Origin of the sequence: Fuscovulum blasticum DSM 2131, from assembly GCF_003034965.1 — a bacterium.
GTDB classification, from domain to species: Bacteria; Pseudomonadota; Alphaproteobacteria; order Rhodobacterales; family Rhodobacteraceae; genus Pseudogemmobacter; species Pseudogemmobacter blasticus.
The window spans coordinates 1-25,759 of record NZ_PZKE01000009.1 but is presented as its reverse complement, the minus strand read 5'-3'; the positions used below and the strand labels follow the sequence as shown (position 1 = coordinate 25,759).

22 protein-coding genes are annotated in these 25,759 nt (G+C 67.5%); 18 read left to right on the top strand and 4 right to left on the bottom strand.

Going from position 1 to position 25,759, the window contains the following annotated elements; genetic code table 11:
* The 15 genes from C5F44_RS10560 to C5F44_RS10490 all read left to right on the top strand — a co-directional run bounded on the left by C5F44_RS10560 (position 1) and on the right by C5F44_RS10490 (position 18,076).
* The gene (locus tag C5F44_RS10560; RefSeq protein WP_107673500.1) at positions 1-1,524 is read left to right on the top strand and encodes an aldehyde dehydrogenase family protein; all 1,524 of its coding nucleotides are present in this window, start codon (positions 1-3) and stop codon (positions 1,522-1,524) included.
* Between the two features lie 37 nt (positions 1,525-1,561).
* Positions 1,562-2,815 (top strand): ABC transporter substrate-binding protein, encoded by a 1,254-nt coding sequence (locus C5F44_RS10555; RefSeq protein WP_107673625.1) that lies wholly within the window; start codon positions 1,562-1,564, stop codon positions 2,813-2,815.
* A 118-nt stretch (positions 2,816-2,933) separates the two neighbouring features.
* Positions 2,934-3,827, top strand: coding sequence for a carbohydrate ABC transporter permease (locus C5F44_RS10550; RefSeq protein ID WP_107673499.1), 894 nt, complete (start codon positions 2,934-2,936; stop codon positions 3,825-3,827).
* Positions 3,827-4,705, top strand: coding sequence for a carbohydrate ABC transporter permease (locus tag C5F44_RS10545; RefSeq protein ID WP_107673498.1), 879 nt, complete (start codon positions 3,827-3,829; stop codon positions 4,703-4,705). Before C5F44_RS10550 ends, C5F44_RS10545 begins: the two co-directional genes overlap by 1 nt.
* A gap of 86 nt (positions 4,706-4,791) precedes the next feature.
* Positions 4,792-5,904, top strand: a complete 1,113-nt coding sequence (locus C5F44_RS10540; protein WP_107673497.1) for an ABC transporter ATP-binding protein — start codon at positions 4,792-4,794, stop codon at positions 5,902-5,904.
* Positions 5,904-7,397 carry a GMC oxidoreductase gene (locus tag C5F44_RS10535; RefSeq protein ID WP_107673496.1) on the top strand — a complete coding sequence of 498 codons (1,494 nt, stop codon included), beginning with the start codon at positions 5,904-5,906 and terminating at the stop codon, positions 7,395-7,397. Before C5F44_RS10540 ends, C5F44_RS10535 begins: the two co-directional genes overlap by 1 nt.
* A complete protein-coding gene (locus C5F44_RS10530; RefSeq protein WP_107673495.1) occupies positions 7,394-8,155 on the top strand; it encodes a 3-ketoacyl-ACP reductase in 762 nt (253 codons plus the stop codon). Before C5F44_RS10535 ends, C5F44_RS10530 begins: the two co-directional genes overlap by 4 nt.
* Position 8,156: 1 nt before the next feature.
* Positions 8,157-9,743 carry a GMC family oxidoreductase gene (locus tag C5F44_RS10525; protein WP_107673494.1) on the top strand — a complete coding sequence of 529 codons (1,587 nt, stop codon included), beginning with the start codon at positions 8,157-8,159 and terminating at the stop codon, positions 9,741-9,743.
* A gap of 4 nt (positions 9,744-9,747) precedes the next feature.
* Positions 9,748-10,071: a Dabb family protein gene (locus C5F44_RS10520; RefSeq protein WP_107673493.1), complete on the top strand. Its 324-nt coding sequence runs from the start codon at positions 9,748-9,750 to the stop codon at positions 10,069-10,071.
* Positions 10,065-11,228, top strand: a complete 1,164-nt coding sequence (locus C5F44_RS10515; RefSeq protein ID WP_107673492.1) for a dihydrodipicolinate synthase family protein — start codon at positions 10,065-10,067, stop codon at positions 11,226-11,228. Before C5F44_RS10520 ends, C5F44_RS10515 begins: the two co-directional genes overlap by 7 nt.
* A gap of 27 nt (positions 11,229-11,255) precedes the next feature.
* The gene (locus C5F44_RS10510; RefSeq protein ID WP_107673624.1) at positions 11,256-12,263 is read left to right on the top strand and encodes a LacI family DNA-binding transcriptional regulator; all 1,008 of its coding nucleotides are present in this window, start codon (positions 11,256-11,258) and stop codon (positions 12,261-12,263) included.
* Between the two features lie 8 nt (positions 12,264-12,271).
* On the top strand, positions 12,272-13,528 hold the full coding sequence (locus tag C5F44_RS10505; protein ID WP_107673491.1) for a glycerate kinase type-2 family protein: 1,257 nt from the start codon (positions 12,272-12,274) through the stop codon (positions 13,526-13,528).
* A gap of 101 nt (positions 13,529-13,629) precedes the next feature.
* Positions 13,630-14,646, top strand: a complete 1,017-nt coding sequence (locus C5F44_RS10500; RefSeq protein ID WP_107673490.1) for an efflux RND transporter periplasmic adaptor subunit — start codon at positions 13,630-13,632, stop codon at positions 14,644-14,646.
* Positions 14,639-17,854: an efflux RND transporter permease subunit gene (locus tag C5F44_RS10495; RefSeq protein WP_107673623.1), complete on the top strand. Its 3,216-nt coding sequence runs from the start codon at positions 14,639-14,641 to the stop codon at positions 17,852-17,854. Before C5F44_RS10500 ends, C5F44_RS10495 begins: the two co-directional genes overlap by 8 nt.
* 18 nt (positions 17,855-17,872) lie before the next feature.
* Positions 17,873-18,076 carry a YgaP family membrane protein gene (locus C5F44_RS10490; protein WP_107673489.1) on the top strand — a complete coding sequence of 68 codons (204 nt, stop codon included), beginning with the start codon at positions 17,873-17,875 and terminating at the stop codon, positions 18,074-18,076.
* On the opposite strand, the gene C5F44_RS10485 is transcribed toward C5F44_RS10490, so the two are convergent.
* The 4 genes from C5F44_RS10485 to C5F44_RS10470 all read right to left on the bottom strand — a co-directional run bounded on the left by C5F44_RS10485 (position 18,069) and on the right by C5F44_RS10470 (position 21,533).
* Positions 18,069-18,554: a gluconokinase gene (locus C5F44_RS10485; protein WP_107673488.1), complete on the bottom strand. Its 486-nt coding sequence runs from the start codon at positions 18,552-18,554 to the stop codon at positions 18,069-18,071. The genes C5F44_RS10490 and C5F44_RS10485 overlap by 8 nt on opposite strands.
* A gap of 4 nt (positions 18,555-18,558) precedes the next feature.
* Positions 18,559-19,404, bottom strand: coding sequence for a DMT family transporter (locus C5F44_RS10480; RefSeq protein ID WP_181318251.1), 846 nt, complete (start codon positions 19,402-19,404; stop codon positions 18,559-18,561).
* Positions 19,405-19,430: 26 nt separating this feature from the next.
* Positions 19,431-20,321 (bottom strand): LysR family transcriptional regulator, encoded by an 891-nt coding sequence (locus C5F44_RS10475; RefSeq protein ID WP_107673622.1) that lies wholly within the window; start codon positions 20,319-20,321, stop codon positions 19,431-19,433.
* A gap of 156 nt (positions 20,322-20,477) precedes the next feature.
* The gene (locus C5F44_RS10470; RefSeq protein WP_107673487.1) at positions 20,478-21,533 is read right to left on the bottom strand and encodes a Hint domain-containing protein; all 1,056 of its coding nucleotides are present in this window, start codon (positions 21,531-21,533) and stop codon (positions 20,478-20,480) included.
* A 468-nt stretch (positions 21,534-22,001) separates the two neighbouring features.
* Here C5F44_RS10470 and C5F44_RS10465 point away from each other — a divergent pair, with 468 nt between their 5' ends.
* The 3 genes from C5F44_RS10465 to C5F44_RS10455 form a co-directional block, all read left to right on the top strand.
* Positions 22,002-23,660, top strand: a complete 1,659-nt coding sequence (locus C5F44_RS10465) for an alpha/beta hydrolase (RefSeq protein WP_107673486.1) — start codon at positions 22,002-22,004, stop codon at positions 23,658-23,660.
* 202 nt (positions 23,661-23,862) lie between these two features.
* A complete protein-coding gene (ffh, locus tag C5F44_RS10460) occupies positions 23,863-25,365 on the top strand; it encodes a signal recognition particle protein (protein ID WP_107673485.1) in 1,503 nt (500 codons plus the stop codon).
* Positions 25,362-25,759, top strand: a 398-nt coding sequence (locus tag C5F44_RS10455) for a GNAT family N-acetyltransferase (RefSeq protein WP_107673620.1), incomplete at its 3' end; no start/stop codon positions are given. The genes ffh and C5F44_RS10455, both read left to right, overlap by 4 nt.

Genomic DNA, 25,759 nt, shown 5'->3' with positions numbered 1-25,759 from the left:
ATGACCCAGATCACCCTGATCGCCGCCACCGGCGCCTCCCTTCCCGAACCGCGCCAGAACCGCCACCTGATCGGCGGCACCTGGACCGGCAGCGCCAACCTGCTTGACCGCGTGTCCCCCTCGCACGGGGTGGTGGTCAGCCGGTCAGCCGTCGGCACTGCCGCCGATACAGAAGCCGCCATCGCCGCCGCCCGCGCCGCCTTTGACGATGGCCGCTGGAGCGGGCTTTCCGCCAAGGCCCGCGCCGCCGTGCTGCACCGCGTGGCCGACCTGATCGAGGCGAATGTCGAACGCTTTGCCCTGATCGAGACGCTGGAAAGCGGCAAGCCGATCACCCAGTCGCGGGGCGAGATTGCCGGTGCCGCCGACCTTTGGCGCTATGCCGCCGGCCTTGGCCGCGACATCACCGGCGACAGCCACAACACGCTTGGCCCCGACATGCTGGCCACCGTGCTCAAGGAACCCATCGGCGTGGTCTCGATCATCACGCCGTGGAACTTCCCGTTCTGGATTCTGTCGCAGAAGCTGCCCTTCGCGCTGGCCGCCGGCTGCACCTGCGTTGTCAAACCTTCGGAATTCACGCCGTCGACCACCGCGATGCTGGGCGAATTGCTGATCGAGGCCGGCCTTCCCGCCGGCGTGGTCAACATCGTGCTGGGCACCGGCACCCCGGTCGGCAGCCTGATGAGCAGCCACCCCGCCGTGGACATGGTCACCTTCACCGGCTCCACCGCCGTGGGCAAGCTGATCTCGCGCACGGCATCGGACACGCTCAAGAAGGTGGCGCTGGAACTGGGCGGCAAGAACCCGCAGGTCATCTTCCCCGACGCCGATCTGGAAGCTGCCGCCGATGCCGTGGTGTTCGGCGTCTATTTCAACGTCGGCCAGTGCTGCAATTCGGGCAGCCGGATCATCGTTCACGAAGACATCGCCGAGGCATTCATCGCCCGTGTGGTGGACCTGTCGCGTCAGGTCGCCTTCGGTGATCCGCTCAGCCCCGACACGCAGGTCGGCGCCATCGTCACCCCCGAACACAACGCCAGGATTCACGGCTATGTGCAGGCCGCCGTCGCCGCCGGCGCCCGGGTCGCCCTTGGCGGCGCGGCCCTTCCCGTGCCCGGCCTTGGCGCGCAGTTCTACCAGCCCACGGTGATCTGCGATGTCACCCCCGACATGGCCATCGCCCGCGACGAAGTGTTCGGCCCCGTGCTGTCGGTCCTGACCTTCCGCACGCTGGATCAGGCGCTGTCGCTGGTGAACGATGCCAGCTACGGCCTGTCGGCGGGCGTCTGGAGCGAGAACGTCCACACCTGCCTGGCCTTCGCACGCGGCGCGCAGGCCGGCACGATCTGGACCAACACCTGGATGGATGGCTTCCCCGAAGTGCCGTTCGGTGGCATGAAACAGTCAGGCCAGGGTCGCGAGATCGGCCGTCAGGGGCTGGAGGAGTTCCTGGAAATCAAGTCGCTCGTCCTGCGCATCGGTCGCACGCGGGCCCCTTGGGTGAAGACCCGCCCGGCCTGAGCGCCGGCGGATGACAGAACGCAAACGGGAGGAAACGATGCGTGCTTACCTTGGAATGACCATGAAGGCCGCCGCCGTGCTGGCGATGACGACCAGCATCGCGAAGGCCGAAGACGTGGAAGTGCTGCACTGGTGGACCAGCGGCGGCGAAGCCGCGGCGCTGAACGTCCTCAAGGAAGATCTGGCCGCCAAGGGCATCGGCTGGGTGGACATGCCCGTTGCCGGCGGCGGCGGCGAGGCCGCGATGACCGCGCTGCGCGCCCGCGTCACCGCCGGCAACCCGCCCACCGCCGTGCAGATGCTGGGCTTCGACATCCAGGATTGGGCCGCCGAAGGCGCGCTTGGCAATCTGGATGACGTGGCCACCGCCGAAGGCTGGGATGCCGTGATCCCCGAGGCGCTTCAGCGCTTCTCGAAATATGACGGCCACTGGATCGCCGCGCCGGTCAACGTCCACTCGACCAACTGGGTCTGGATCAACAAGGCCGCGCTTGACGCCACCGGTCTGGGCGAGCCGAAGTCCTGGGACGAACTGGTCGCCGTGCTGGACAAGATGAAGGAAGCGGGCATCACCCCGGTCGCCCATGGCGGCCAGCCCTGGCAGGACGCCACCATCTTCGACGCGCTGGTGCTGGCGGAAGGCGCCGATTTCTACAAGGCCGCCTTCATCGACCTCGACCCGGCGGCGCTTGGCGGTGAAAAGATGGCCGCGGCCTTCGATCACCTGATCAAGCTGCGCAGCTACATGGATGACAACTTCTCGGGCCGCGACTGGAACCTTGCCTCCAGCATGGTCATCAACGGCGAAGCCGGGATGCAGTTCATGGGCGACTGGGCCAAGGGCGAATTCCTCAAGGCCGGCAAGGTGCCGGGCACCGATTTCGTCTGCATCCGCTTCCCGGGCACCCAGGGGGCCGTCACCTTCAACTCGGACCAGTTCGCGATGTTCGCCGTGCAGGGCGATGCCAAGATCGCTGCGCAGAAGGCCATGGCGACCGCCATCGAAAGCCCGACGTTCCAGTCGGCCTTCAACGTGGTCAAGGGCTCGGTCCCGGCCCGCACCGACGTGCCGGACACCGCGTTCGACGATTGCGGCAAGAAGGGCATGAAGGATCTGGCCGAAGCCAGCGCCGCCGGCACGCTGTTCGGCTCGATGGCCCATGGCCACGGCGCGCCCGCCTCGGTCAAGAACGCCACCTATGACGTGATCACCGCCGCGGTGAATGGCCAGTATGCCGATGGCGCCGCCGCCGCCAAGGCGCTGGCCGAAGCCGTCGCCGCCGCGCAGTAACCCGCGACAGGGAAGGGGCGGCATCCGCCCCTTCCCGCCGCAAATTCCTTCGAAGGAATTTGCAAAAGTTTTCGAAAACTTTTGCCTCGCGCCAGCGGCGTGACCGGGGAGGTATGCGATGACAGCGCCCGCCACAGCGGATTTCCGCACCAGATTGCAGGACTGGCTGCCGAAGATGGTGCTTGCACCGTCCTTCGCGGTGACCCTGCTCTTCGTCTACGGCTTCATCGCCTTCACGGTGCTTCTGTCCTTCACCGGATCGAAGATGCTGCCGAAGTATGATTTCGTCGGTCTCGACAACTACCGCCGGCTCTTCGCGCTGGAACACTGGCACATCGCCATCGGCAACATCGCCGTCTTCGCCTCGCTCTACATCGTGATCTGCTCGGCCATCGGCCTGATGCTGGCCATCTTCCTTGACCAGAAGATCCGTGGCGAAGGCTTCCTTCGGCCGATCTTCCTTTATCCCATGGCGCTGTCCTTCATCGTCACCGGCACCGCCTGGAAATGGTTTCTTGATCCCGGCATCGGCCTGGAAAAGGTGATGCGCCTCTGGGGCTGGGAAAGTTTCACCTTCACCTGGATCAAGGACAATGACCTGGCGATCTACTGCATCGTGATCGCCGCCGTCTGGCAGACCAGCGGCTTCGTCATGGCCATGTTCCTGGCCGGCCTGCGCGGCATCGACAACGAAATCCTGAAGGCCGCGCAGATCGACGGGGCCTCGAACTGGCAGCTTTACCGCCGCATCGTCATTCCGATGCTGCGCCCGGCCTTCCTGTCGGCCTTCGTGATCCTGTCGCACCTGGCGATCAAGAGCTATGATCTTGTCGTCGCGCTGACCGGCGGCGGCCCCGGCCGATCAACCGAGATGCCGGCCACCTTCATGTATTCCTACACCTTCACCCGCAACCAGATGGGCATCGGCGCCTCTTCTGCCGTGATCATGCTGATGACCATCGCGGCGATCATGGTTCCCTACCTTTACGCCGAACTGAAGGAGAAGAAGTGATGTCTGCCCAATCGCAAGACACCGCCGTCTCCACCGGCAGGATCACCCGCGCGCTGATCTATCTGGTGCTGTTGCTGTTCACGCTGTTCTACCTGCTGCCGCTGTATGTCATGGGGGTGAACTCGCTGAAGCCGCTGGCCGAGATCACCGGCGGCAACATGATGGCCCTGCCGCAGATCTGGACCTTCGACGCCTGGCGTTCGGCCTGGTCCACCGCCCAGATCGGGATCGAGCCGACCGGCCTGAAACCCTATTTCCTGAACTCGATCCTGATGGTCGTGCCCGCCGTGACCATCTCGACCATCGTCGGCGCGCTGAACGGCTATGTCCTGACCAAATGGCGCTTTCGCGGTGATACCTGGGTGTTCGGGCTGATGCTGTTTTCCTGCTTCATCCCGTTCCAGATCGTGCTGATCCCGATGGCCATGGTGCTGGGCAAGCTGGGGCTGGCGGGCAGCGTCCCGGGGCTGATCCTGGTCCATGTGGTCTATGGCATCGGCTTCACCACGCTGTATTTCCGCAACTACTATGCCGCCTTCCCGACCGAACTGGTGCGTGCGGCCCAGATCGACGGGGCCGGGTTCTTCCGCATCTTCTGGCGCATCCTCCTGCCGGTCAGCGGCCCCATCGCCGTGGTGTCGGTGATCTGGCAGTTCACCAACATCTGGAACGACTTCCTGTTCGGCGCCAGCTTCGGGGGCACCTCGCAGCCCATGACGGTGGCGCTGAACAACCTTGTCCAGTCCTCGACCGGGGTAAAGGAATACAACGTCCACTTCGCTGGTGCGATCCTTGCCGCCCTGCCCACGCTGCTCGTCTACATCGTTGCCGGCCGCTACTTCGTGCGCGGCCTGATGGCGGGGAGCGTGAAGGGATGACCCGCGCCGCCGCAAAATTCTTCGAAGAATTTTGCCAGGAATTTTCGAAAATTCCTGGCCCCACCCTGACCGTCCGGAGCTGACCCATGGGCTTTCTCGACATCCGCAACGTCACCAAATCCTACGGCGCCGTCGAAGTCCTTCATCGCGTCGACATCGCGGTCGAAGAGGGCGAGTTCCTCGTGCTTGTCGGCCCCTCGGGCTGTGGCAAGTCCACGCTCCTGAACATGATCGCCGGGCTGGAAAACATCTCGGGCGGCGAAATCGCCATCAAGGGCCGCGTCATCAACGGGGTGCACCCGTCCAAGCGCAACATCGCCATGGTGTTCCAGAGCTACGCGCTTTACCCCAACATGACCGTTGGCCAGAACATGACCTTCGGCCTTGAAATGCACGGCGTTCCCAAGCCTGAACGGGACAAGGCGCTGGCCGAGGTGTCGAAACTTCTCCAGATCGACCACCTGCTTGACCGCAAGCCCGGGCAGTTGTCGGGCGGGCAGCGCCAGCGCGTCGCCATGGGCCGGGCGCTCGTGCGCGATCCCGACGTGTTCCTGTTCGACGAACCGCTGTCGAACCTTGATGCGAAACTGCGCGTCGACATGCGGACCGAGATCAAGAAGCTGCACCAGAAGCTGCGCACGACCATCGTCTATGTCACCCATGACCAGATCGAGGCGATGACGCTGTCCACCCGCATCGCGGTGATGAACAAGGGCTATGTCCAGCAACTGGGCACGCCCAAGGAAATCTACGACACCCCGGCCAATGTCTTTGTGGCCACCTTCATGGGCAGTCCCGCCATGAACATCGTGCCGGCCACCGTGCGTCTGCGCGAAGGCGTGCCCCATGCCGAGCTGACCGATTCCGAAGGCCAGACCCGCCACCTTCGCTTCTCGCAGCCCGGCCTTGCCGCCTGGGACGGGCGGGACATCCTGCTGGGCATCCGCCCCGAGGCGATCACCGATCCCGAAGGCGCGGACCGCAAGTCGGGCAATATCCAGGCGCTGCCGAACCGCGTCGGCGTCACCGAACCGGCGGGGTCAGACACCTTCGTCACCATGTCGCTGTCGGGCCGCGACATCATTTCCCGGATGCGGGCCGATGTGAACGTGCAGCCCGGTCAGATGTTCGATTTTGCCGTGAACATGGAAAAGGCCGTGGCCTTCGATCCGAAGACGGAAGAACGGATCGCCCCCTGATGTCGCCCGATGTGATCATCCTCGGCTCCGGCATGGGCGGGGCCACGCTGGCCGCCGCCCTTGCCCCCACCGGCCGCCGCATCCTGATTGTCGAACGGGGCGAGCGGCTGGTTGACAGCCCCGAGGCGCGCGATCCGGTGGCGATCTTCGGGCGCGGTCACTTCAAGCCGCGCGAAACCTGGCGCGATGCCCGGGGCGCTGCCTTCAACCCCGGCAATTACGCCTGCGTCGGCGGCAATACCAAGTTCTATGGCGCGGTCCTGCTGCGCTATCGCGAAAAGGATTTCCGCCCGCTGCGCCACATGCAGGGCACCACCCCCGGCTGGCCGATCTCCTACGCCGATCTCGAACCCTATTATTCGCAGGCCGAAACCCTGTATCGCGTGCGCGGCGCCCTGGGCGATGACCCGACCGAACCGCCCCATTCCGCGCCCTATCCCTTTCCCCCCGTGCCGGACGAACCTGACATTGCCGCCCTGCGCAGCGCCTTCGCCGCGCAGGGTCTGCATGTCTCGTCCTTGCCGCTGGGGGTTGATCTCGACCGCTGGCTGGCCCGCGCCCCCACCACCTGGGATGCCTTCCCCGATACCACCGGCGCCAAGTCCGATGCCGAATCCTGCGGGCTGACTGCGGCGCTGAAACACCCCAACGTCACCCTGCTGACCGGCACCCGCGCCACGCGCCTCATGGCCGAAGGCCGCCGCGTGACCGGGGTCGAGGTGGAATGCGACGGCCGGCGCGAGGTACTGACCGCCCCCGTGGTCTGCCTGGCCGCAGGGGCCGTCATGTCGGCCGCGCTGCTGCTGGCCTCGGCCAGCGACGACCATCCGCGCGGGCTGGCCAACAGCTCTGATCAGGTTGGCCGCAACTTCATGAACCACAACCTGACCGGGCTGGTCGCCTGGCATCCGTTCCGCCGCAACCGGACGGTCTATGAAAAGACCATCCAGTTCAACGACTGGTATCTGACCGGCGGCCCGAACGGCGAACCGCTGGGCAATGTGCAGATGCTGGGCCGTGTCACCGGCCCCATCCTGGCCGCCGAAGGCAACCTTCCCCCCTGGCTGGCCCGCCACATTGCCGATCATTCCATCCATATCATGGCCATGTCGGAAGACCTGCCCGATCCCGAAAGCCGGGTGCTCTGGCGCAAGAGCGGCGGCGTGGTGCTGGACTGGCGGCGCACCAATGTCGCCGCGCATGACCTGCTGGTCAAACGGCTGAAGCAGGCGATGCGCCGCGCCGGCTGGCCCATCGTGCTGTCGCGCGGTTTTCCCAAGTCGAAGCCCAGCCACCAATGCGGCACCGCCTGCATGGGCGATGATCCCACCCGGTCCGTGGTTACCCCCGACCTGCGCGCGCATGATCTGGACAATCTCTATATCGTCGATGCCTCGGTCCTGCCCACCTCGGCCGCGGTGAACCCCTCGCTGACCGTCGCCGCGCTGGCGCTGCGGGCCGGGGATCATATCCGCCAGAGGCTTGCCGCATGACCGCGCCCCTTGCCCTGATCACCGGCGGCCAGCAGGGCATCGGCCTTGGCATTGCCACGGCCCTTGCCGGCGCGGGCTTCCGCATCGCCCTTGTCTCGCTGCCCGCCCCCGACGCGCCCGAAGTGGGGCAGGCCCTGCACAGCCTTGGCCCGCAGGCCCGCTACTTCCGTCACGATCTGGCCGATGTCGCCGCCACACCGGCCCTGATCGCCCGGATCACCGCCGAACTGGGGCCGATCGCCACGCTGGTGCAAAACGCCGGCGTTCCCGCCCGCGTTCGGGGCGACATGCTGGACATCACGCCCGAAGCCTTCGATTTCGTCACCGGCATCAACACCCGCGGCGCGTTTTTCATGGCGCAGGCGGTGGCGCGGCAGATGCTGGCCGCCCCGGCCGACCACTATCGGTCCATCCTGTTCGTCACCTCGGTCTCGGCCGCGCTCGCCTCGGTCGAACGGGCCGATTACTGCATTTCCAAGGCCGGCATCGCCATGGCCGCGCAGGCGCTGGCGCTGCGCCTTGCGCCGCATGGCATCGGCGTCTTCGACCTGCGCCCCGGCATCATCGCCACCCCGATGACCGCCGCCGTGCAGGACAGATACACCGCCCGCATCGAAGGCGGCCTCGTCCCCGCCGCCCGCTGGGGCCACCCGCAAGACATTGCCGCTGTCAGCGTGCCGCTGGCCACCGGCCAGTTCGCCTTTGCCACCGGCGCCATCCTTCCCGTCGACGGCGGGCTTTCCATTCCAAGGCTCTGACATGACCGCGTCTTACGATTTCATCATCATCGGCGGCGGCTCGGCCGGCTGCGTTCTGGCCGCCCGGCTGTCGGAAAACGCCGCCGCCCGCGTGCTCTTGCTGGAAGCGGGCGGCACCGACCGCCACCCGTTCTTCCACCTGCCCGCCGGCTTTGCCAAGATGACCAAGGGCATCGGCTCCTGGGGCTGGTCCACCGTGCCGCAGCGCCACATGAACGGGATGCAGATCCGCTACACGCAGGCCCGGGTCATTGGCGGCGGATCGTCGATCAACGCCCAGATCTACACCCGCGGCGCCGCGCAGGATTATGACGACTGGCGCCAGATGGGCTGCACCGGCTGGGGCTACGAAGACGTGCTGCCCTATTTCCGCAAGGCGGAAGACAACGACACCTGGTCGAACCGCTATCACGGCCAGGGCGGCCCGCTGGGCGTGTCGAAACCCGCCGCGCCGCTGCCCATCTGCGAAGCCTATTTCGCCGCCGCGGCCCAGATCGGAATTCCCCGGAACAACGATATGGCCGGCGAGAAACAGGATGGCGTCGGCTATTATCAACTGACCCAACGCAACGTCCGCCGGTCCTCGGCCTCGGTCGCCTATCTTGGCCCGGCCCGCCGCCGTCCGAACCTGACCGTCCGCACCGGCGCGCAGGTCTTGCGGATCGTGGTGGAAAACGGCCGCGCCACCGGGGTCGAACTGGCCGGGCAGGGCATCGTCCGCGCCGAGGGCGAGGTGATCCTGTCCTCGGGCGCCATCGGTTCGCCCCGCCTGCTGCAACTTTCGGGCATCGGCCCGGCGGATCATCTGCGCAGCCTGGGCCTGCCCGTGGTGCTGGACCAGCCGCAGGTCGGCGCCAACCTGCAAGATCACCTTGACCTGTTCGCCATTGCCGAATGTAACGGCCCGCACACCTATGACCGCTTCGCCAAGCCGCATCTGTCGGTGCTGGCGGGCCTGCAATACCTGCTGTCCCGCAGCGGTCCCGTGGCCTCGTCGCTGTTTGAAACCGGCGGCTTCTGGTATGCCGATCCTTCGGCCCGCTCGCCCGACATCCAGTTCCACCTTGGCCTTGGCTCCGGCATCGAGGCGGGCGTGGCCGCCATGCCGCAGGGCGGTGTCACCCTGAATTCCGCCTTCCTGCGCCCCCGCTCGCGCGGCACGGTGCGGCTGGCCTCGGCCGATCCGCTGGCCGCGCCGCTGATCGACCCGAACTACTGGCAGGATCCCTATGATCGCGAGATGTCGATCCGCGGCCTGAAACTTGCGCGGGAAATCCTGCGGCAAGACGCGCTCAAGCCCTTCATCCTGGCCGAACGCCTGCCCGGCCCCGAGGTGCAGACCGAGGCCGACTATTTCGCCTATGCCTGCGCCCATGCCAAGACCGACCACCACCCCGCCGGCACCTGCCGAATGGGCGTGGACCCGCAGGCCGTGCTGGACCCGCAGCTTCGCTTCAACGGCATCGCCGGGCTGCGCGTCGCCGATGCCTCGATCATGCCGACCGTCGTGTCCTCGAACACCAACGCCACCGCGATCATGATCGGCGAAAAGGCCGCCGATCTGATCCGTGCCGCCCACCGGATGTAACGCCATGATCCGCCACATCGTCCTTGTCCGCTTCCGCCCCGACGTGACCGATGCGCAGGCCGCCGACCTGTTCGCCCCCATCCCCCGCCTTGCCGCCCGGCTGCCGGGGGTGGCGGGATTCGCCGCCGGCCGGTCCGAAAGCCCCGAACAGATCGAACGCGGCTATCTGCACGGCTTCACCATCGACTTCGCCGATTGGGACGCGCTGGCCACCTATCAGGCCGATGCCGAACACCGGGCTTTCGGCGCCGGCCTTGTGGCCCATGCCGCCGGCGGCATCGACGGCATCCTTGTCTTCGACCTTCCCTTCACAGGTGCCCCATGCTGACCCTGCCCACCGAAGACGGCCGCCTGGTCCCCCATGCACTGACCGGCACGCCGCTGGTGCCGCGCGCGCCCCGCGTGGCGCTGACCCGCACCGCCTTTGCCGCCGCGCATGTCGTGTCTGATCCGCTGCGCGAACGCAGCCCCTGGGACACCCGCCCCGCCGTTGACTGGGGCGCGACCCTGGCCTTCCGGCAGGGGCTCTGGGATCAGGGCCTTGGTCTGGCCGAAGCGATGGATACCGCGCAGCGCGGCATGGGCGTTGACTGGCTGACCGCGCAGGAACTGATCAACCGCACCATGGCCGCTGCCCGCGCGCACCCCCTGCGTCCCCGTGTCGCCTGCGGCTGCGGCACCGATCACGCCGCGCCCGGCAGCCTGACCACGCCCGATGCCATTGCCGCCGCCTATGAACATCAGGCCGAGGCGATCGAAGCCGCCGGCGGCCAGCTTATCCTGATGGCCACCCGCGCCCTGCCGGCCCTCTCTGCCGGCCCCGACGCCTATCACGCCGTCTATCGCCGCCTGATCGACGGGGCGAAAGATCCGGTCATCCTGCACTGGCTGGGCGACATGTTCGATCCCGCCCTTGCCGGCTACTGGGGCTGCGCCACCGTGGATCAGGCCTCCGATTTCGTGCTGTCGCTGATCGCGGAAAACCCAGCCAAGGTGGACGGCATCAAGATTTCCCTTCTCGATCAGTCGCATGAAGAGGCGTTCCGCGCGCGTCTTCCCGAAGGCGTCCGCCTTTATACCGGCGACGATTTCAACTATGCGCCGCTGATCGCCGGGGATGGCACCCGCCATTCGCACGCGCTTCTGGGCATCTTCGCCGCCATCGCCCCCGCCGCCTCGCAGGCGCTTGAGGCGCTGGCGCAGGGTGACCGCGCCACCTATGACCGGCTTCTGGCCCCCACGGTGCCCCTGTCGCGCGAAATCTTCCGCGCGCCGACGCGGTTTTACAAGGCCGGCATCGCCTTCCTTGCCTGGCTGAACGGCAGCCAGCGCCATTTCATCATGCCCGCCGGATTCCAGTCCAGCCGCGACATCACCCATTACGCGCAGGTGTTCCGCCTTGCGGATCAGGCCGGTTTGCTGTCCGATCCGGATCTTGCCACCGCGCGGATGCGCCTGCTGCTGCAATTGCACGGCTTCGGTTGACGGCGGGGCAGGGCAATGGGGCAGGGAATGGACCGCCGACCGACCATCGTGGATGTCGCCCGACAGGCGGGCGTGTCGAAATCGACGGTCAGCCTTGTCCTGCAGAATTCCGCGCTGGTGAAAGAGGAAACCCGCCAGCAGGTCCGGCAGGCCATGGCCGACATCGGCTATGTCTACAACCGCGCCGCCGCCACCCTGCGCAGCGCCAATGCCGGGCTGATCGGCCTTGTCATCAATGACCTGCGCAACCCCTTTTTCACCGAATTCGCCACCTCGCTGCAAATGGCCCTGTCGGCGGCGGGCTATGCCACCGTGCTGGCCAATACCGACGAAGACCCCGATCTTCAGGGTCAGGTCGTCTCGGCCATGCTGGAACACGGGGTTTCGGCGCTGATCATCGCCCCCACCTACGGACAGGAAGACGCCACCTTCGGCGCCATTTCCCGCGCCGGCATCCCGGCCTTGCAGGTGCTGCGCAAGGTGGTGCCCGAGGTGGACCGCTTCCCCTTTGCCGCCCCCGATTACCTTGCCGGCGGTCGCCTTGCCGCCCGCCACCTGCTGGACCTTGGCGCCCGCCGCATCGCCTTTCTGGGCGGGCTGGAAGGGCGCGAGGTCACCTATCAGCGCATGTCGGGCTATCTGGCCGTTCTGGCCGCCGCCGGCCTGCCGCCGCTGGTGCTGCCCGGCCGCCCCGGCCGCGCCTTCGGGCGCGAGGCGGCCCGCCTTCTGGCCCGCAGCCACCCCGATGTCGATGCGGTGATCTGCTTCAACGATCTGGTGGCGCTTGGCCTTTTGTCCGGCTGCGCCGAGATCGGCCGCCGCGTCGGCCCCGACCTCAAGATCGTCGGCTTCGACGACATCGAGGATTGCGCGCAGGTCTTTCCGGGCCTCACCTCGGTGCGCTGCGACATTGCCTGTTTCGGCCAGCGCATGGCCGAAACCATGCTGCGCTGGCTGCGCGACGGCTGCGCGCCCCCGCCCGAAACCCTGACCCCGGTCGAACTGATCGCCCGCGGCTCCACGCTTTCCCGGTGATCCCCGCCATGGACGACCCCGCCCCCCTGCTGCGTGCCCTGTTCGACCGCGCCGTCGAGGTGGCCGACCCCATGCGCTCGCTGGCCCGCCACCTGCCGGCCCGGCCACCGGGCCGCGTGCTGGTCATCGGCGCGGGCAAGGCCAGCGCCCGCATGGCCGAGGCGGTTGAATCCGTCTGGGGCCCCTGCGAGGGGCTGGTTCTCACCCGTTATGGCTATGGCCGCCCCTGTCGCGGGATCATGATCGTCGAAGCCGCCCATCCGGTGCCCGATGCCGCCGGTCTGGCCGCGACAGACCGGATGCTGGCCCTGCTGCACGGCCTGACGCCCGATGATTTCGTGCTGGCGCTGATCTCGGGCGGGGCCTCGGCGCTGCTCTGCGCCCCGGCGACGGGCCTGACCCTTGCCGACAAGCAGGCGGTCAACGCGGCCCTTCTTGCCTCGGGGGCGCCCATTTCGGCGATGAACACCGTCCGCAAGCACCTCAGCCGGGTCAAGGGCGGCCAGCTTGCCGCCGCCGCCTTCCCCGCCCGGATGCTGGCGCTGATGATCTCCGACGTGCCCGGCGACGATCCGGCCTTCATCGGTTCTGGCCCGACCGTGGGCGATGCCACCACCGCGGTTCAGGCCAGCGCCCTGCTGGCCCGCTGGCAGGTGCCGGTGCCCGCCGCCGTTTCCGGCGTGCTGTCACGCCCGACCGGCGTCGTCCGCCCCGATGATCCGCGCCTGTCGCGGGTGGAAAACATCATCTGCGCCGCCCCTTCGCAAAGCCTGGCCGCCGCCGCCGATATGGCCCGAAGCGCGGGGTGCGAGGTCCGGTTCCTGGGCGATGCGCTGGAAGGCGAGGCGCGCGAAGTGGCCGCCGCACAGGCGGCTCAGGCGCTTCAGGTGCAGGCCAGTCTGCGCCCCGGCGACAGGCCGGTCCTGCTGCTGTCCGGGGGAGAGCTGACCGTGACCCGGCGCGGCACCGGCATCGGCGGCCCCAACGCCGAATTCTGCCTTGCGCTGGCACTGGCGCTGAATGGGGCAGGGGGCATCCATGCGCTGGCCTGCGATACCGATGGCGTCGATGGCGCGGCCGAGGTCGCCGGCGCCCTGATCGGCCCCGACACCCTGTCGCGCGCCCGCGCCGCCGGGCTGGACCCGGCCGCCGCGCTGGCTGCCAATGATGCGCACAGCTTCTTTGCCGCCATCGACCGGCAGGTCGTCACCGGCCCCACGCTGACCAACGTCAACGACTTCCGCGCGATCCTCATCCAGCCCTGATCCCGCTTTCCGCAACGGGCTTGGACGCTCTGGCATTTACAAATGCAAAATTATGAATATATAGGAGTGTGAATCGTCCCCCTGACCCCGAGGGCCTGCCCATGAACCGCGTGATTTCCGTGATGCTGGCCCTTTGGCTTCCGCTGTCGGCCATGGCCGAAACCGTCACCCTTGCCCCCGTTGACCTGACCGACTGGAAGTCCGTCTTCGGTCAGGTCGAAGCGCGCGACCGTCTGCCCGCCCGCGCCCGGCTGGGCGGCACGCTGGTCGACCTGACCGTCAAGGAAGGCGATGAGGTCAAGGCCGGTGCCCTGCTGGGCCGCATCGTGGATGAAAAGCTGGCCTTCCAGATTTCCGCCTACGATGCGCAGCGCGCCTCGCTGGACGCGCAGCTTGCCAATGCCGAGGCCGAGCTGAAGCGCGGCGAAGACCTGCTGGCGCGCGGCGTGACCACCGCCCAGCGTCTGGATGCGCTGCGAACGCAGGTCGACGTGCTGAAAGGCCAGATCGAGGCGGTCGCCGCGCAGCGGCAGGTCGTTGAACAGCAGGCCGCCGAAGGCGACGTTCTGGCGCCGGCCGATGGCCGCGTGCTGGATGTGCCGGTGGCCAAGGGTGCCGTTGTCATGGCGGGCGAAGAGGTCGTGCTTCTGGGCGGCGGCGGCATCTTCCTGCGGCTGGCCATCCCCGAACGCCACGCCGCCGCGCTGCACGAAGGCGCCACCCTGCCCATCGAAACCCCCGAGGGCGAGGTGCAGGGCACCCTGGAACGCATCTACCCGCTGATCGAGAACGGCCGCGTTCTGGCCGATGTCGCCGTGCAGGGTCTGTCGGGCCGCTTTGTCGATGCCCGCGTGCTGGTGCGCCTGCCCATGGCCGCCCGCCCCGCGCTGGCGGTGCCGCGCGCGGCGCTGATCACCCGCGCCGGGGTTGATTTCGTCGCCGTCGAAACCGCCGCCGGCCTTGCCCTGCGCACCGTCCTGCCCGGGGAACCGCAGGTGATCGGCGGCGTCGAAAGCGTCGAGGTGCTCAGCGGCCTGCAGCCCGGCGACCGCATCCGCACCGATGGCGCCACCGCCGCCGCCGAGATCACCGCCGCCGAAGGGGCCGGCCATGACTGACCGCCCCTCGCATCCGCTGGGCATCGCCGGCGGCCTGACCCGCAGCTTCATCGCCTCGGCGCTGACACCGCTGTTCATTCTGGCCGCGCTGGCCGCAGGCCTTGTCGCCCTCACCTCGCTGCCGCGCGAAGAGGAACCGCAGATCTCGGTTCCCATGGTGGACATCTTCGTTCAGGCCCCCGGCCTGCGCGCGGAAGATGCGGTCAAGCTGGTGACCGAACCGCTTGAGATCATCGTCAAGGGCATCAACGACGTGGAACACGTCTATTCCCAGACGCATGACGACAGCACCATGGTCGCCGCCCGCTTCAACGTCGGCACCAAGGCCGAAGATGCCATCCTGCGCGTCCACGAAAAGCTGCGCGCCAACATCGACCGGCTGCCGGTCGGCATTCCCGAACCTCTGGTCGTCGGGCGCGGCATCGACGATGTGGCGATCCTCTCGCTCACCCTGTCGCCCCGCCCGGGCCAGCAGGTTTCCTCGGCCGACCTGACCCGCATCGCCCGCGCCTTGCAGGCAGACCTTGCCAAGACTGATGACGTGGGCCTGACCTACCTTGTTGGCGACGCGACCGAAGCGATCCGCATCGCCCCCGATCCCGACCGGCTGGCGCTTTACGGCGTGACCTTGCAGCAACTGGCCGGCAAGGTGCAGCAGGCCAACCGCACCCTGAACACCGGCCGCATCCGCGACGGCGGCGACCAGATTGATCTTGTGGCCGGCGAAACCCTGCGCGCCCCGTCCGAGGTGGCGAACCTGCTGCTGACCACCCGCGACGGTCGCCCCGTGTATGTCGCAGATGTGGCAACCGTGTCCTACGTCCCTGACACCTCGGATCACATCGTCGCCATGGTCACCCGGGCCGAAGACGGCAGCCTGATCCGCACCCCCGCTGTGACGCTTGCCATCGCCAAACGCGCCGGCGCCAATGCCGTCGTGGTGGCCGAGGCCGCGCTGCACCGCCTGCACGCCGCCGAAGGCACCCTGATCCCCGACAGCGTTCAGGTCACCGTCACCCGCGACTATGGCGAAACGGCCAATGAAAAGGCCAATGAACTGCTGTTCCACCTGGGCCTTGCGACGATCTCGATCATCATTCTCGTCTGGGTCGCCATCGGCTGGCGCGAGGCGATGGTGGTGGCCATCGTCATTCCGGTCACCATTCTGCTGACGCTGTTTGCAAGCTGGATCATGGGCTACACCCTGAACCGCGTCAGCCTGTTCGCGCTGATCTTCAGCATCGGTATCCTGGTCGATGATGCCATCGTGGTGATCGAGAACATCGCCCGCCACTGGGGCATGAAGGACAGCCGCCCCCGCGTGCAGGCCGCCATCGACGCCGTGGCCGAGGTGGGAAATCCCACCATCGTCGCCACGCTGACCGTGGTCGCGGCGCTGCTGCCCATGCTGTTCGTCTCGGGGCTGATGGGCCCCTACATGTCGCCCATCCCGGCCAATGCTTCGGCGGCGATGATCTTTTCCTTCTTCGTCGCCGTCATCATCACCCCCTGGCTGATGGTCAGGATCGCCGGCCGCGCCGACATGTCCGCGCACGGTCATGAGGGTGCCCACAGCGCCCCCGGCGGCAAGCTGGGCCGGCTTTACGCCGCCGTCGCCCGCCCCGTTCTGGCCAGCCGGAAAAGCGCGCTGGTCTTCCTTCTGGGCACCGTGGTCCTGTCCTTCGGCTCGCTGGCCGCGCTTTACACCAAGGATGTCACGGTCAAACTTCTGCCCTTCGACAACAAGTCGGAGCTGTCGGTGATGATCGACCTGCCCGAAGGCGCCTCGGTCGAGGCGACCGACCGCGTGGCGCAGGATGTGGCCGCCGTGGTGATGGGCCTGCCCGAGGTGCTGTCGGTCCGCACCCATTCCGGCACCGCCGCGCCCTTCAACTTCAACGGTCTGGTGCGGCATTACTTCCTGCGCGCCTCGCCCGAACTGGGCGAGGTGGAAATCCTGCTCACCAACAAGGCCGACCGTGACCGCCCCAGCCACGCCATCGCGCTGGACATCCGCGAACGGATGAAGGGCCTGACCCTGCCACCCGGCACCGTGCTGAAAACCGTCGAACCGCCGCCTGGCCCGCCCGTCATGGCCACCCTGCTGGCCGAGGTTTACGGCCCCACGCCCGAGGCGCGGCGCGAAGCGGCCACCCGCATCCGGCAGGCCTTTGAAAGCGTGCCCTTCGTGGTGGATGTGGATGACAGCTTCGGCACTCGCGCCCGCCGCTTGCGCGCCACCATCTCGACCGACCAGCTTGAATTCTTCGGCGTGCAGGAACAGGATGTGTTCGATACGCTGGCCATCCTGAACGGGGGCCAGACCGTCGGCTATTCCCACCGGGGCGAAGGGCGGATACCGCTGCCGCTGCGGCTGGAACTGCCGAAGAACCGCCGCGTTCTGGACGAAACCTTCCTGACCACGCCCATTCCCGCCAACACCCTGCCCGGTGCGCGTGGCGTGGTGGAACTGGGCGATGTCGTCACCGTGGCCGGGGAACAGGCCAGCTATCCGATCTTCCGCCACAACGGCCGTTCGATCGAGATGGTCACCGCAGATCTGGCCGGCGATTTCGAAGCGCCGCTCTACGGGATGCTTGCCGTGGCCGATGCCGTCCGCGCGATGGACTGGCCGGCGGGGCAGGCGCCCGACATCAGCCTGCACGGCCAGCCGCAGGATGAATCGAAGATTACCCTCCTGTGGGATGGCGAATGGGAAGTGACCTGGGTCACCTTCCGCGACATGGGCGCCGCTTTCGGCGTGGCGCTTCTGGGTATCTACATCCTTGTCGTCGCGCAGTTCGGCAGCTTCAAGCTGCCGCTGGTGATCCTGACGCCCATTCCGCTTACCTTCCTTGGCATCATGCTGGGCCACTGGCTGTTCGGCGCGCCATTCTCGGCCACCTCGATGATCGGCTTCATCGCGCTGGCGGGCATCATCGTGCGCAATTCGATCCTGCTGGTCGATTTCATCCGCCATGCCACACCGCCCGGCAGCCGCCCGACCGTGGCCACGCTGATCGAGGCCGGCGCGATCCGCTTCAAGCCCATCCTGCTGACCGCCATCGCCGCGATGATCGGCGCGGCGGTCATCCTGGCCGACCCCATCTTCCAGGGCCTCGCCATCTCGCTTCTGTTCGGCCTGCTGACCTCGACCCTGCTGACGGTTCTGGTCATCCCGGCCATCTACCGTGTCTTCCGCAGTTGATCCCCGAAAGGAAACCCCATGACCCTTGATCGTTCCGTGATGCTGTTCGCCGGCTGCATGGTGCTGCTCAGCGTGCTGCTGACGGCCTATGTCTCGCCGCTGTTCGTCTGGTTCACCGTGTTCATCGGGCTGAACCTGATCCAGTCCTCGTTCACCGGCTTCTGCCCGGCGGCCATCGTGTTCCGGAAGATGGGCATCCGCGCCGGCTGCGCCTTCAACTGAACCGGCCCGACACCGCCGCCATCGCGGCCGCCAGCACCTGCGCGGGCGGCCGCGTGCCGTCCAGCGTGACCGCCTCATCCGTCTCCGGCACCTCCAGCGTGGCAAGCTGGCTGTCCAGCAGCGCGGGCGGCATGAAATGCCCCGTGCGCGCCTGCATCCGCGCCGCCAGCTCGGCCCTTGGCACCGCCAGATACAGGAACCGCACCCCGCCCGCCGCGCGCAGCCGGTCGCGATAGGCGCGTTTCAGCGCCGAACAGGCCACCACCACCGGCGCCCCTTCGGCCAGCACCTGCGCCACCCGGTCCAGCCAGGGCGCGCGGTCGGCATCGCTCAGCGCCTCGCCCCGCGCCATCCGCGCCACATTGGCCGCCGGGTGCAGGTCGTCGGCATCCACGAAGCGCGCGTCCAGCGCCTGCGCCAGCCCCGCCGCCAGCGTGGACTTGCCGCAGCCCGAGACGCCCATCACCACCACGCGCATCGGCCTATTCCTTCAGCAGCAGCGCCAGTGCCACGCAGGTCAGCCCCACCCCCGGCGCCACCAGCGCCGCCGGCACCGTGCCATGCAGCGCCAGCTCCCACAGGATCACCCAGCTTGGCACCAGATAGGTATAGGCCATCACCTTGGCCGCCGGCAGCCGCAGCGCCGCGTATTGCACCAGAAAGAACGTCGCCGCCGTTGCCGCGACCGAGACATAGCCCAGCGTCACCCAGACCACGCCCGGCAGTGCCGCCCAGTCGGTTGCCAGCAGCGCCGGCCCGCCCCAGACCAGCATTGCCACCGTGCCCGCGACCATGGTCCAGAAGGTGAAGACAATCGCCGGTTCGCCCCGGTTCAGCTTGCGCACCAGCGCGGCATACAGGGCATGGGCCGCGCAGCCCCAGAAATAGATCGCCTCCCCGCGCCCCACCTCCAGCCGGATCAGCGCCGCCAGATCGCCGCGAAAGATCACCCACAGCGCCCCCGCCGCGCCCAGCGCAAGGGCCAGCGCCATCCGCGCGCCGGTCCGCTGCCGCAACAGCAGCCAGCCGAACCCCGCCGCCATGACCGGCGTCAGGGTAAAGACCGCCGCCGTGGAAACCGCCGTCGCCGTTTTCAGCCCTTCGAACATCAGCACGAAATAGGCCGCCATCAGCGCCCCAAGCGCCAGATAGCGCCACGGCGCCGCCAGCGCCGCGCGGGGAAAGCCCCGCGTCAGCCCGGCCACGGCCCCCACCAGCACCGCCGCCACCGCGAAGCGCGCCGCGGTGATCGCCGCCGGGTCGATCAGCGGCGCCGCCAGCTTGCCCAGCGAGAATGACCCCGCCACCAGCGCCGAAAACCCCAGCATCGCGGCATGGCCGCGGCGGCTTTCGGTCAACTGCACAGCCGCCAGTCCTTCGCCGCCTCTTTCAGATGGGTGACAAAGGCCTGCACCTTGCGGGTGCGGTGCAGGTCCACATGGGTGACGATCCATAGCGGAGAGTCCCACTCGACCCGGGGCGCCAGCACCTCGACCAGATCGGGGTCGCCCGCCGCCCGATAGGCCGACAGGAAGCCGATCCCCGCCCCGCCGCGCAGCGCCGCTTCCGAGGCGGCGGGCTCGGTGGTGCGGAACCCCATCTGGTCGGCCGCCACATGGTCGCGCAGCCAGCGGTAGAACGGTGCCCGGCTGGCCTCGTTGTCGGGCGAGATGAAGCGGTGCCCGGCGAAATCCGCCTCGGATGCCGGCAGGCCATGCGCGGCCGCATAGGATTTCGCCGCGTAAAGCCCGGTCTTCAGCCGCACCAGCGGCTGCACCACATTGTCCGGCTCTTCCGGCACCGACCCTGCACGAATGGCGACATGCGCCTCGCCGTAGTCCAGCCGGAACAACCGCATGTCGGTCAGGAAGCGGACAATCACCGCAGGCCAGCGGGTCTGGAATCCGGTCAGCACCGGCACCAGCAGATCGGGGATTCCGGCGATGGATGTCACCACCAGCTCGCCCTGCACCGTCTCGCCCTGACCCTTGATCCGGTTCTGCAACTGGGCGAACTGCTCTTCGGTGGCCTGCGCCACCGACAGCAGGTCACGCCCCGCCTCGGTCGCGGTATAGCCACGGGCATGGCGCTGGAAAAGCCGCGTCCCCAGCCGCTTTTCCAGCGCGTCGATATGGCGGATCACCGTCGCATGATGCACCCCCAGCACATCGGCCGCCCCCGAAACCGTGCCCATGCGGGCCACCTGAAAGGCGGTGCGGATCTCGTCCCAGTTTTCCATCGTCACCTGCTTGCCTTGTGCGCTGCCGCACAGGGAAGAAGAAAGCCGATCCCGCCGCAAGCGGAAACTGCGGCGGTCAAACCAGGCGCGGGGCAGAGTCGGGCCAAATGCAACGGGCCCCGCCATGAAGGCAGGGCCCGCAACTGTCAGCGGGGCGGGCGCTCAGGCCCAGACGCGCGGGGCGTCGCCGAACAGGGGTTTGCGGTTCTCGACATGCCGCGCCACCAGCCGGCGCGCCTGCCGTCCTGCCGGCATCGGGCGGGCCGCAGCGGGTGTTTCGACGGCAAGCCGCAGTTCGGGGAACAGCGCCATGATCTCTTCCAGCGCGTCCGGGTCGATGCAGCGCAGCGCCTCGGGGCCGGTGTAAAGCGATTCGGTCACCGCCCCGTTCGAGCAGACAATCTCGTGACGGTCGAACAGCATGTGGAAATACTCGGCCTCGGGAACATCCTCGGCAACCTCGATGCCGGCCGCGCCCAGCAGGGATTTCGCCGCCACCAGAACCTCATCGGTGCCGAACATCCGCTGCGCGATCTGTGAAGAAATCACCACGCGATGCTGAGGCGATACCATAAGCGGTGTTGAGGGCATGTCAGCCCCCAATGCGCCCCTGTCTATGCGGATCGGCCGAAGTTTCGGATTGGCCGCAAGGGATGCCGCGCTGACCAGTGTCGACCCGATCCAGCGAACCGGCTGCAAACCGTTATCGCGCGTGCGGACCAGATCGCCGGGGCGAAGCGATTCAATCGCGACGGGTCCATGCTCGGTCTCGATCAGTGTTCCACGACAGAAACAAAGGTTCGGCGGGAAGGCGTCGAAGTTCGAAACCACGGTCGAGGAATAGCGCGTGCCGTCCCAGGAGCCAAGCTGAACACTTGTCACATTCTGAAACCGGAAATCGGCCGGGGCGGCATCGCGGTCATCGTCGCGCATACGGACGACAAGGTTGCCGTTGGCAAGCTGATAGACCACCACGCGGGCGACATAGGTCTTCACCACGCCGCCTTCGCCAACATAAGTGTAGGTTGACGCGTTGAAGATCCCGAGTTCGTTCAGGACGTAATTGGTTCCGTTGATGATCAGCCGGTCGCCCGTGCTCGGCGTATTGACATTGGTCGTGATGAGACCGTCGTCATTCGCATCATACATGTCCATGTCGCCATAGGGGACTGTGGTGGTGTTCCCGCCGCCTCCCATGGTGAACACCCGCCCGTTCATGGCCGCGCTGATGTCGGTCGACCCGCCATTGTTAAGCCCCGGGCTTGTCTGAACCCAACCCCATGTATTTGTTGTCGTCGGCATTCTGCATCCTTTCCAACGTTCGACCTTGGGGGTCGCCGCGCAGCAGTCGTTCTCCTTGAGTCATATGGCCGGGCAGGACGCTGCCCACTGTGGTGCCCGCCCTGTTCAGGATGGTCCCTTTAGAAACATATCCCCCATGTATTTTTCTGTCACCACCAAAGGAACAGTTTTTGCCCGCGTGGGCAGCCATTCTGTGCGGTTACTGGTCATTCTGACGATACCTGCGGGTATTCCGTCGTCGAAATTCGGGGGCCAGTGCTGGCGGCGGAGGCGTCGGGTGGTGCGCGATGTTGCGAAGATGGCCGCACCCTCAAGCTGCGATTGCCGGTTGACGACCCGGCCCCGGCCTTGGGAAACAGGGCGGGCACAACGGAAAGGTGCCGCATGTTCCGCCTGACCCCCTCGCAGGATCTGCCGCTTCTGGGGCGCCCTTCGGCGGCCGGTCTGGTGCTGGGTGCGGCCTGTTTCACCGCCTCGCTGACGCCATCGCTGATCCCGCGCGCCGGGCTGGTGCAGGGGGCGCTGGCCGGCGTGTGCTTTGCCGCCGGTTATCTGATCGGCTGGGCCCTGGTCGCGCTGTGGTTCTGGCTGTTCGAACGGGGCACGCCCGCGCCGCGCAACCAGCGCCGCGCGCTGCGCCTGTCGGTTGCGGCCGCGCTTGCGCTGGCGGGCTGGGGGCTGTGGAACGTCACCGGCTGGCAGAACGGCATCCATCTGGCGATGGACATCCCGCCGGTCGAAACCGCGCGCCCCTTCACCATCCTGGCCGTCGCCGCTGTGCTGGCGCTGCTGCTGGTGCTGCTGGGGCGGCTGTTCCGCCGGCTCTGGCGGGTGATCTCGGCCCAGCTTCAGCGGCTGATCCCGCGCCGTCTGGCCCTGGCGCTGGGGCTGTTCCTGGCCGGCCTTCTGTTCTGGGCCGTCGGCAACGATCTGGTTCTGGCCCGCGTCCTTGGGGCGCTGGACGATACCTATGCTGCGCTGGACCGGCTGATGCCCGACGATCAGGCGCCACCGCCCGCAGGCAAGACCGGCGGCCCCGCCTCGCTGGTTGGCTGGGAAGGTCTGGGGGCGGCCGGCCGAAGCTGGGTGCTGGATGGCCCCGATGCCGCCACCATCACCGCGCTGACCGGACTGCCGGCGCGCGACCCCCTGCGCATCTATGTCGGCCTGAACAACGCCGACACCGCCGCCGACCGTGCCCGTCTGGCCCTGGCCGAGGCGGAGCGTCAGGGCGCCTTTGACCGCAAGGTTCTGGTGATCGCCACCCCCACCGGCACCGGCTGGATGGACCCGGCCGCGATGCAGCCGCTGGACTACCTCACCCAGGGCGATGTGGCGACGGTGGCGGTGCAGTATTCCTACCTGCCAAGCTGGATGACCCTGATCCTGCAACCCGAATACGGGGCCGAAACCGCGGCCGAGGTGTTCCGCACCTTCTATGACCACTGGCACAGCCTGCCGCGCGACAGCCGCCCGCAGCTTTACCTGTTCGGCCTGTCGCTGGGCGCGCGCAACGGCGAACTGGCGGTCTGGCTGCCCAAGGTTCTGGGCGACCCGATGCAGGGCGCGCTTTGGGCCGGCCCGCCCTTTGCCGATGGCAACTGGCGGCAGGTGATCACCGACCGCAACGCCGATAGCCCCGCCTGGGCGCCGCAGGTGGGCGACGGTTCGGTCATCCGCATCACCACGCAGGAAAACCTGCTGCGCGATGCCACCGCCCCCTGGGGGGCGGTGCGCATCGTCTATCTTGCCTACCCGTCCGACGCGATCGCCCATTTCTCGGCCGATCTTCTGTGGCGCCGCCCCGCCTGGCTGGCCGATCCGCGCGGCCCCGATGTCTCGCCGGGGTTGCGCTGGTTTCCGGTGGTCACCTTCCTTCAGGTCGGCTTCGACATGCTGACCGCCACCACCACGCCCCCCGGCCGCGGCCATGTCTATGCCGGCGCCGATTACCTGAACGCCTGGACCGAGGTTCTGGCGCTGGACTGGCCCGCCGAACGGCTGGAGGCGTTGCGCGCCATGCTGGCCGGACAGGGGCTGTAACCCGCGGCGCTTGACTCCGTGCCCCCGCAGGCGTATCGCCCGACCCAATTCCCCGGAGGCTGATCGCTTCCGGTCCCATGGGCACAGGCCCGGGATCGACATCCGTCAGCGCGGTTGCGCCCACGGGTGCCGTCCGGCTTTGCAGCATGGCCCCGCCGCCCCATATCGGGGCAGACCCGTGACCCGCGCAAAGGAGAGCGCCATGTTCGAAAGCCTGTCAGAACGCCTTGGCGGCGTGTTCGACCGCCTGACGAAGCAGGGCGCCCTTACCGAGGCCGATGTCATCACCGCCCTGCGGGAAGTGCGCGTTGCCCTGCTTGAGGCCGACGTTTCGCTGCCCGTCGCCCGCGACTTCATCAAGCGCGTGCAGGACAAGGCCACCGGCGCCGCCGTCACCAAGTCGATCACCCCCGGCCAGATGGTCGTCAAGATCGTCCATGACGAACTGATCCGCGTGCTGGCCGGCGACGGCCCGGCCGACGCGCTCAAGATCGACAACCCGCCCGCCACCATCCTGATGGTCGGCCTTCAGGGCTCGGGCAAGACCACCACCACCGCCAAGCTGGCCAAGCGCCTGAAGGACAAGAACGGCAAGCGCGTCCTGATGGCCTCGCTGGACACCAACCGCCCCGCGGCGATGGAGCAGTTGCAGATCCTGGGCACCCAGATCGGCGTCGATACCCTGCCCATCGTCAAGGGTGAAAGCGCAGTCCAGATCGCCAGGCGCGCCAAGACCCAAGGGTCGCTTGGCGGCTATGACGTGATCTTCCTCGATACCGCCGGCCGCCTGCACATCGACGAAGTGCTGATGGATGAGGTGCAGTCGGTCCGCGACATCGCCGCCCCGCGCGAAACCCTGCTGGTGGTGGACGGCCTGACGGGCCAGGACGCGGTGAATGTCGCCACCGAATTCGACGGCAAGGTCGGCATCTCGGGCGTTGTCCTGACCCGGATGGACGGCGACGGTCGCGGCGGTGCGGCGCTGTCGATGCGTGCCGTCACCGGCAAGCCGATCCGCTTTGTCGGCCTTGGCGAAAAGATGGACGCCATCGAGGTGTTCGAGGCCGAGCGTGTGGCCGGCCGCATCCTGGGCATGGGCGACATCGTGGCCCTGGTCGAGAAGGCGCAGGAAACCTTCGAGGCCGAACAGGCCGAACGCATGGCCAAGCGCTTTGCCAAGGGTCTGTTCAACATGAACGACCTCAAGGCCCAGATGGAACAGATGATCAAGATGGGCGGCATGAAGGGCCTGATGGGCATGTTGCCCGGCATGGCCAAGCATCAGGCCGCCGCGGCGGAAGCCGGCATCGACGACAAGATGCTGAAACGCCAGATCGCGCTGATCAACTCGATGACCAAGAAGGAACGGGCCAACCCCGACCTTCTGGCCGCCAGCCGCAAGAAGCGCATCGCCGCCGGTGCCGGCCTTGATGTCTCGGACCTGAACCGCCTGCTGAAACAGCACAAGCAGATGGCCGAGATGATGAAGAAGATGGGCAAGGGTGGCATGATGAAACAGGCCATCAAGTCGATGATGGGCAAGGGCGGGATGCCCGACCCCTCGAAGATGACGCCTGAACAACTGGCCGAGGCCGCCAAGGGTATGCAGCAAGGCATGTCCGGCGCCGGTATGCCCGGCCTGCCCGGCATGGCGCGCGGCATCACCCTGCCGGCTGGTCTTTCGGGGCTGATGCGCAAGAAATGACCCTCGGTTCGGCACAGTTCGCGGCACATGGCCCGGTCCTTGAGACCGGCCGCCTGCGGCTGCGCCTGCCGAAACTGTCGGATTTCGAACCCTGGGCCGATTTCTTCGCCTCGCCCCGGTCGGTTCATGAAGGCGGCCCCCTGCCGCGCGCGGCTGCCTGGCGGCACTGGGCGGCCGATGTGGCGCTGTGGCCGCTGCGGGGCTATGGCCCCTTCGCCGTGGAAGACCGCCAGACCGGCGCCTATCTGGGCGAAGTGGGCATCTATCACGCCGATGACTATCCCGCCCCGGAACTGGGCTGGTTCGTGGTGCCTGCCGCCGAAGGCCGGGGCATCGCGCTGGAAGCGGCCCGCGCCGTGCTTGACTGGGTGCGTGCCACCTTCGACTGGCCGCA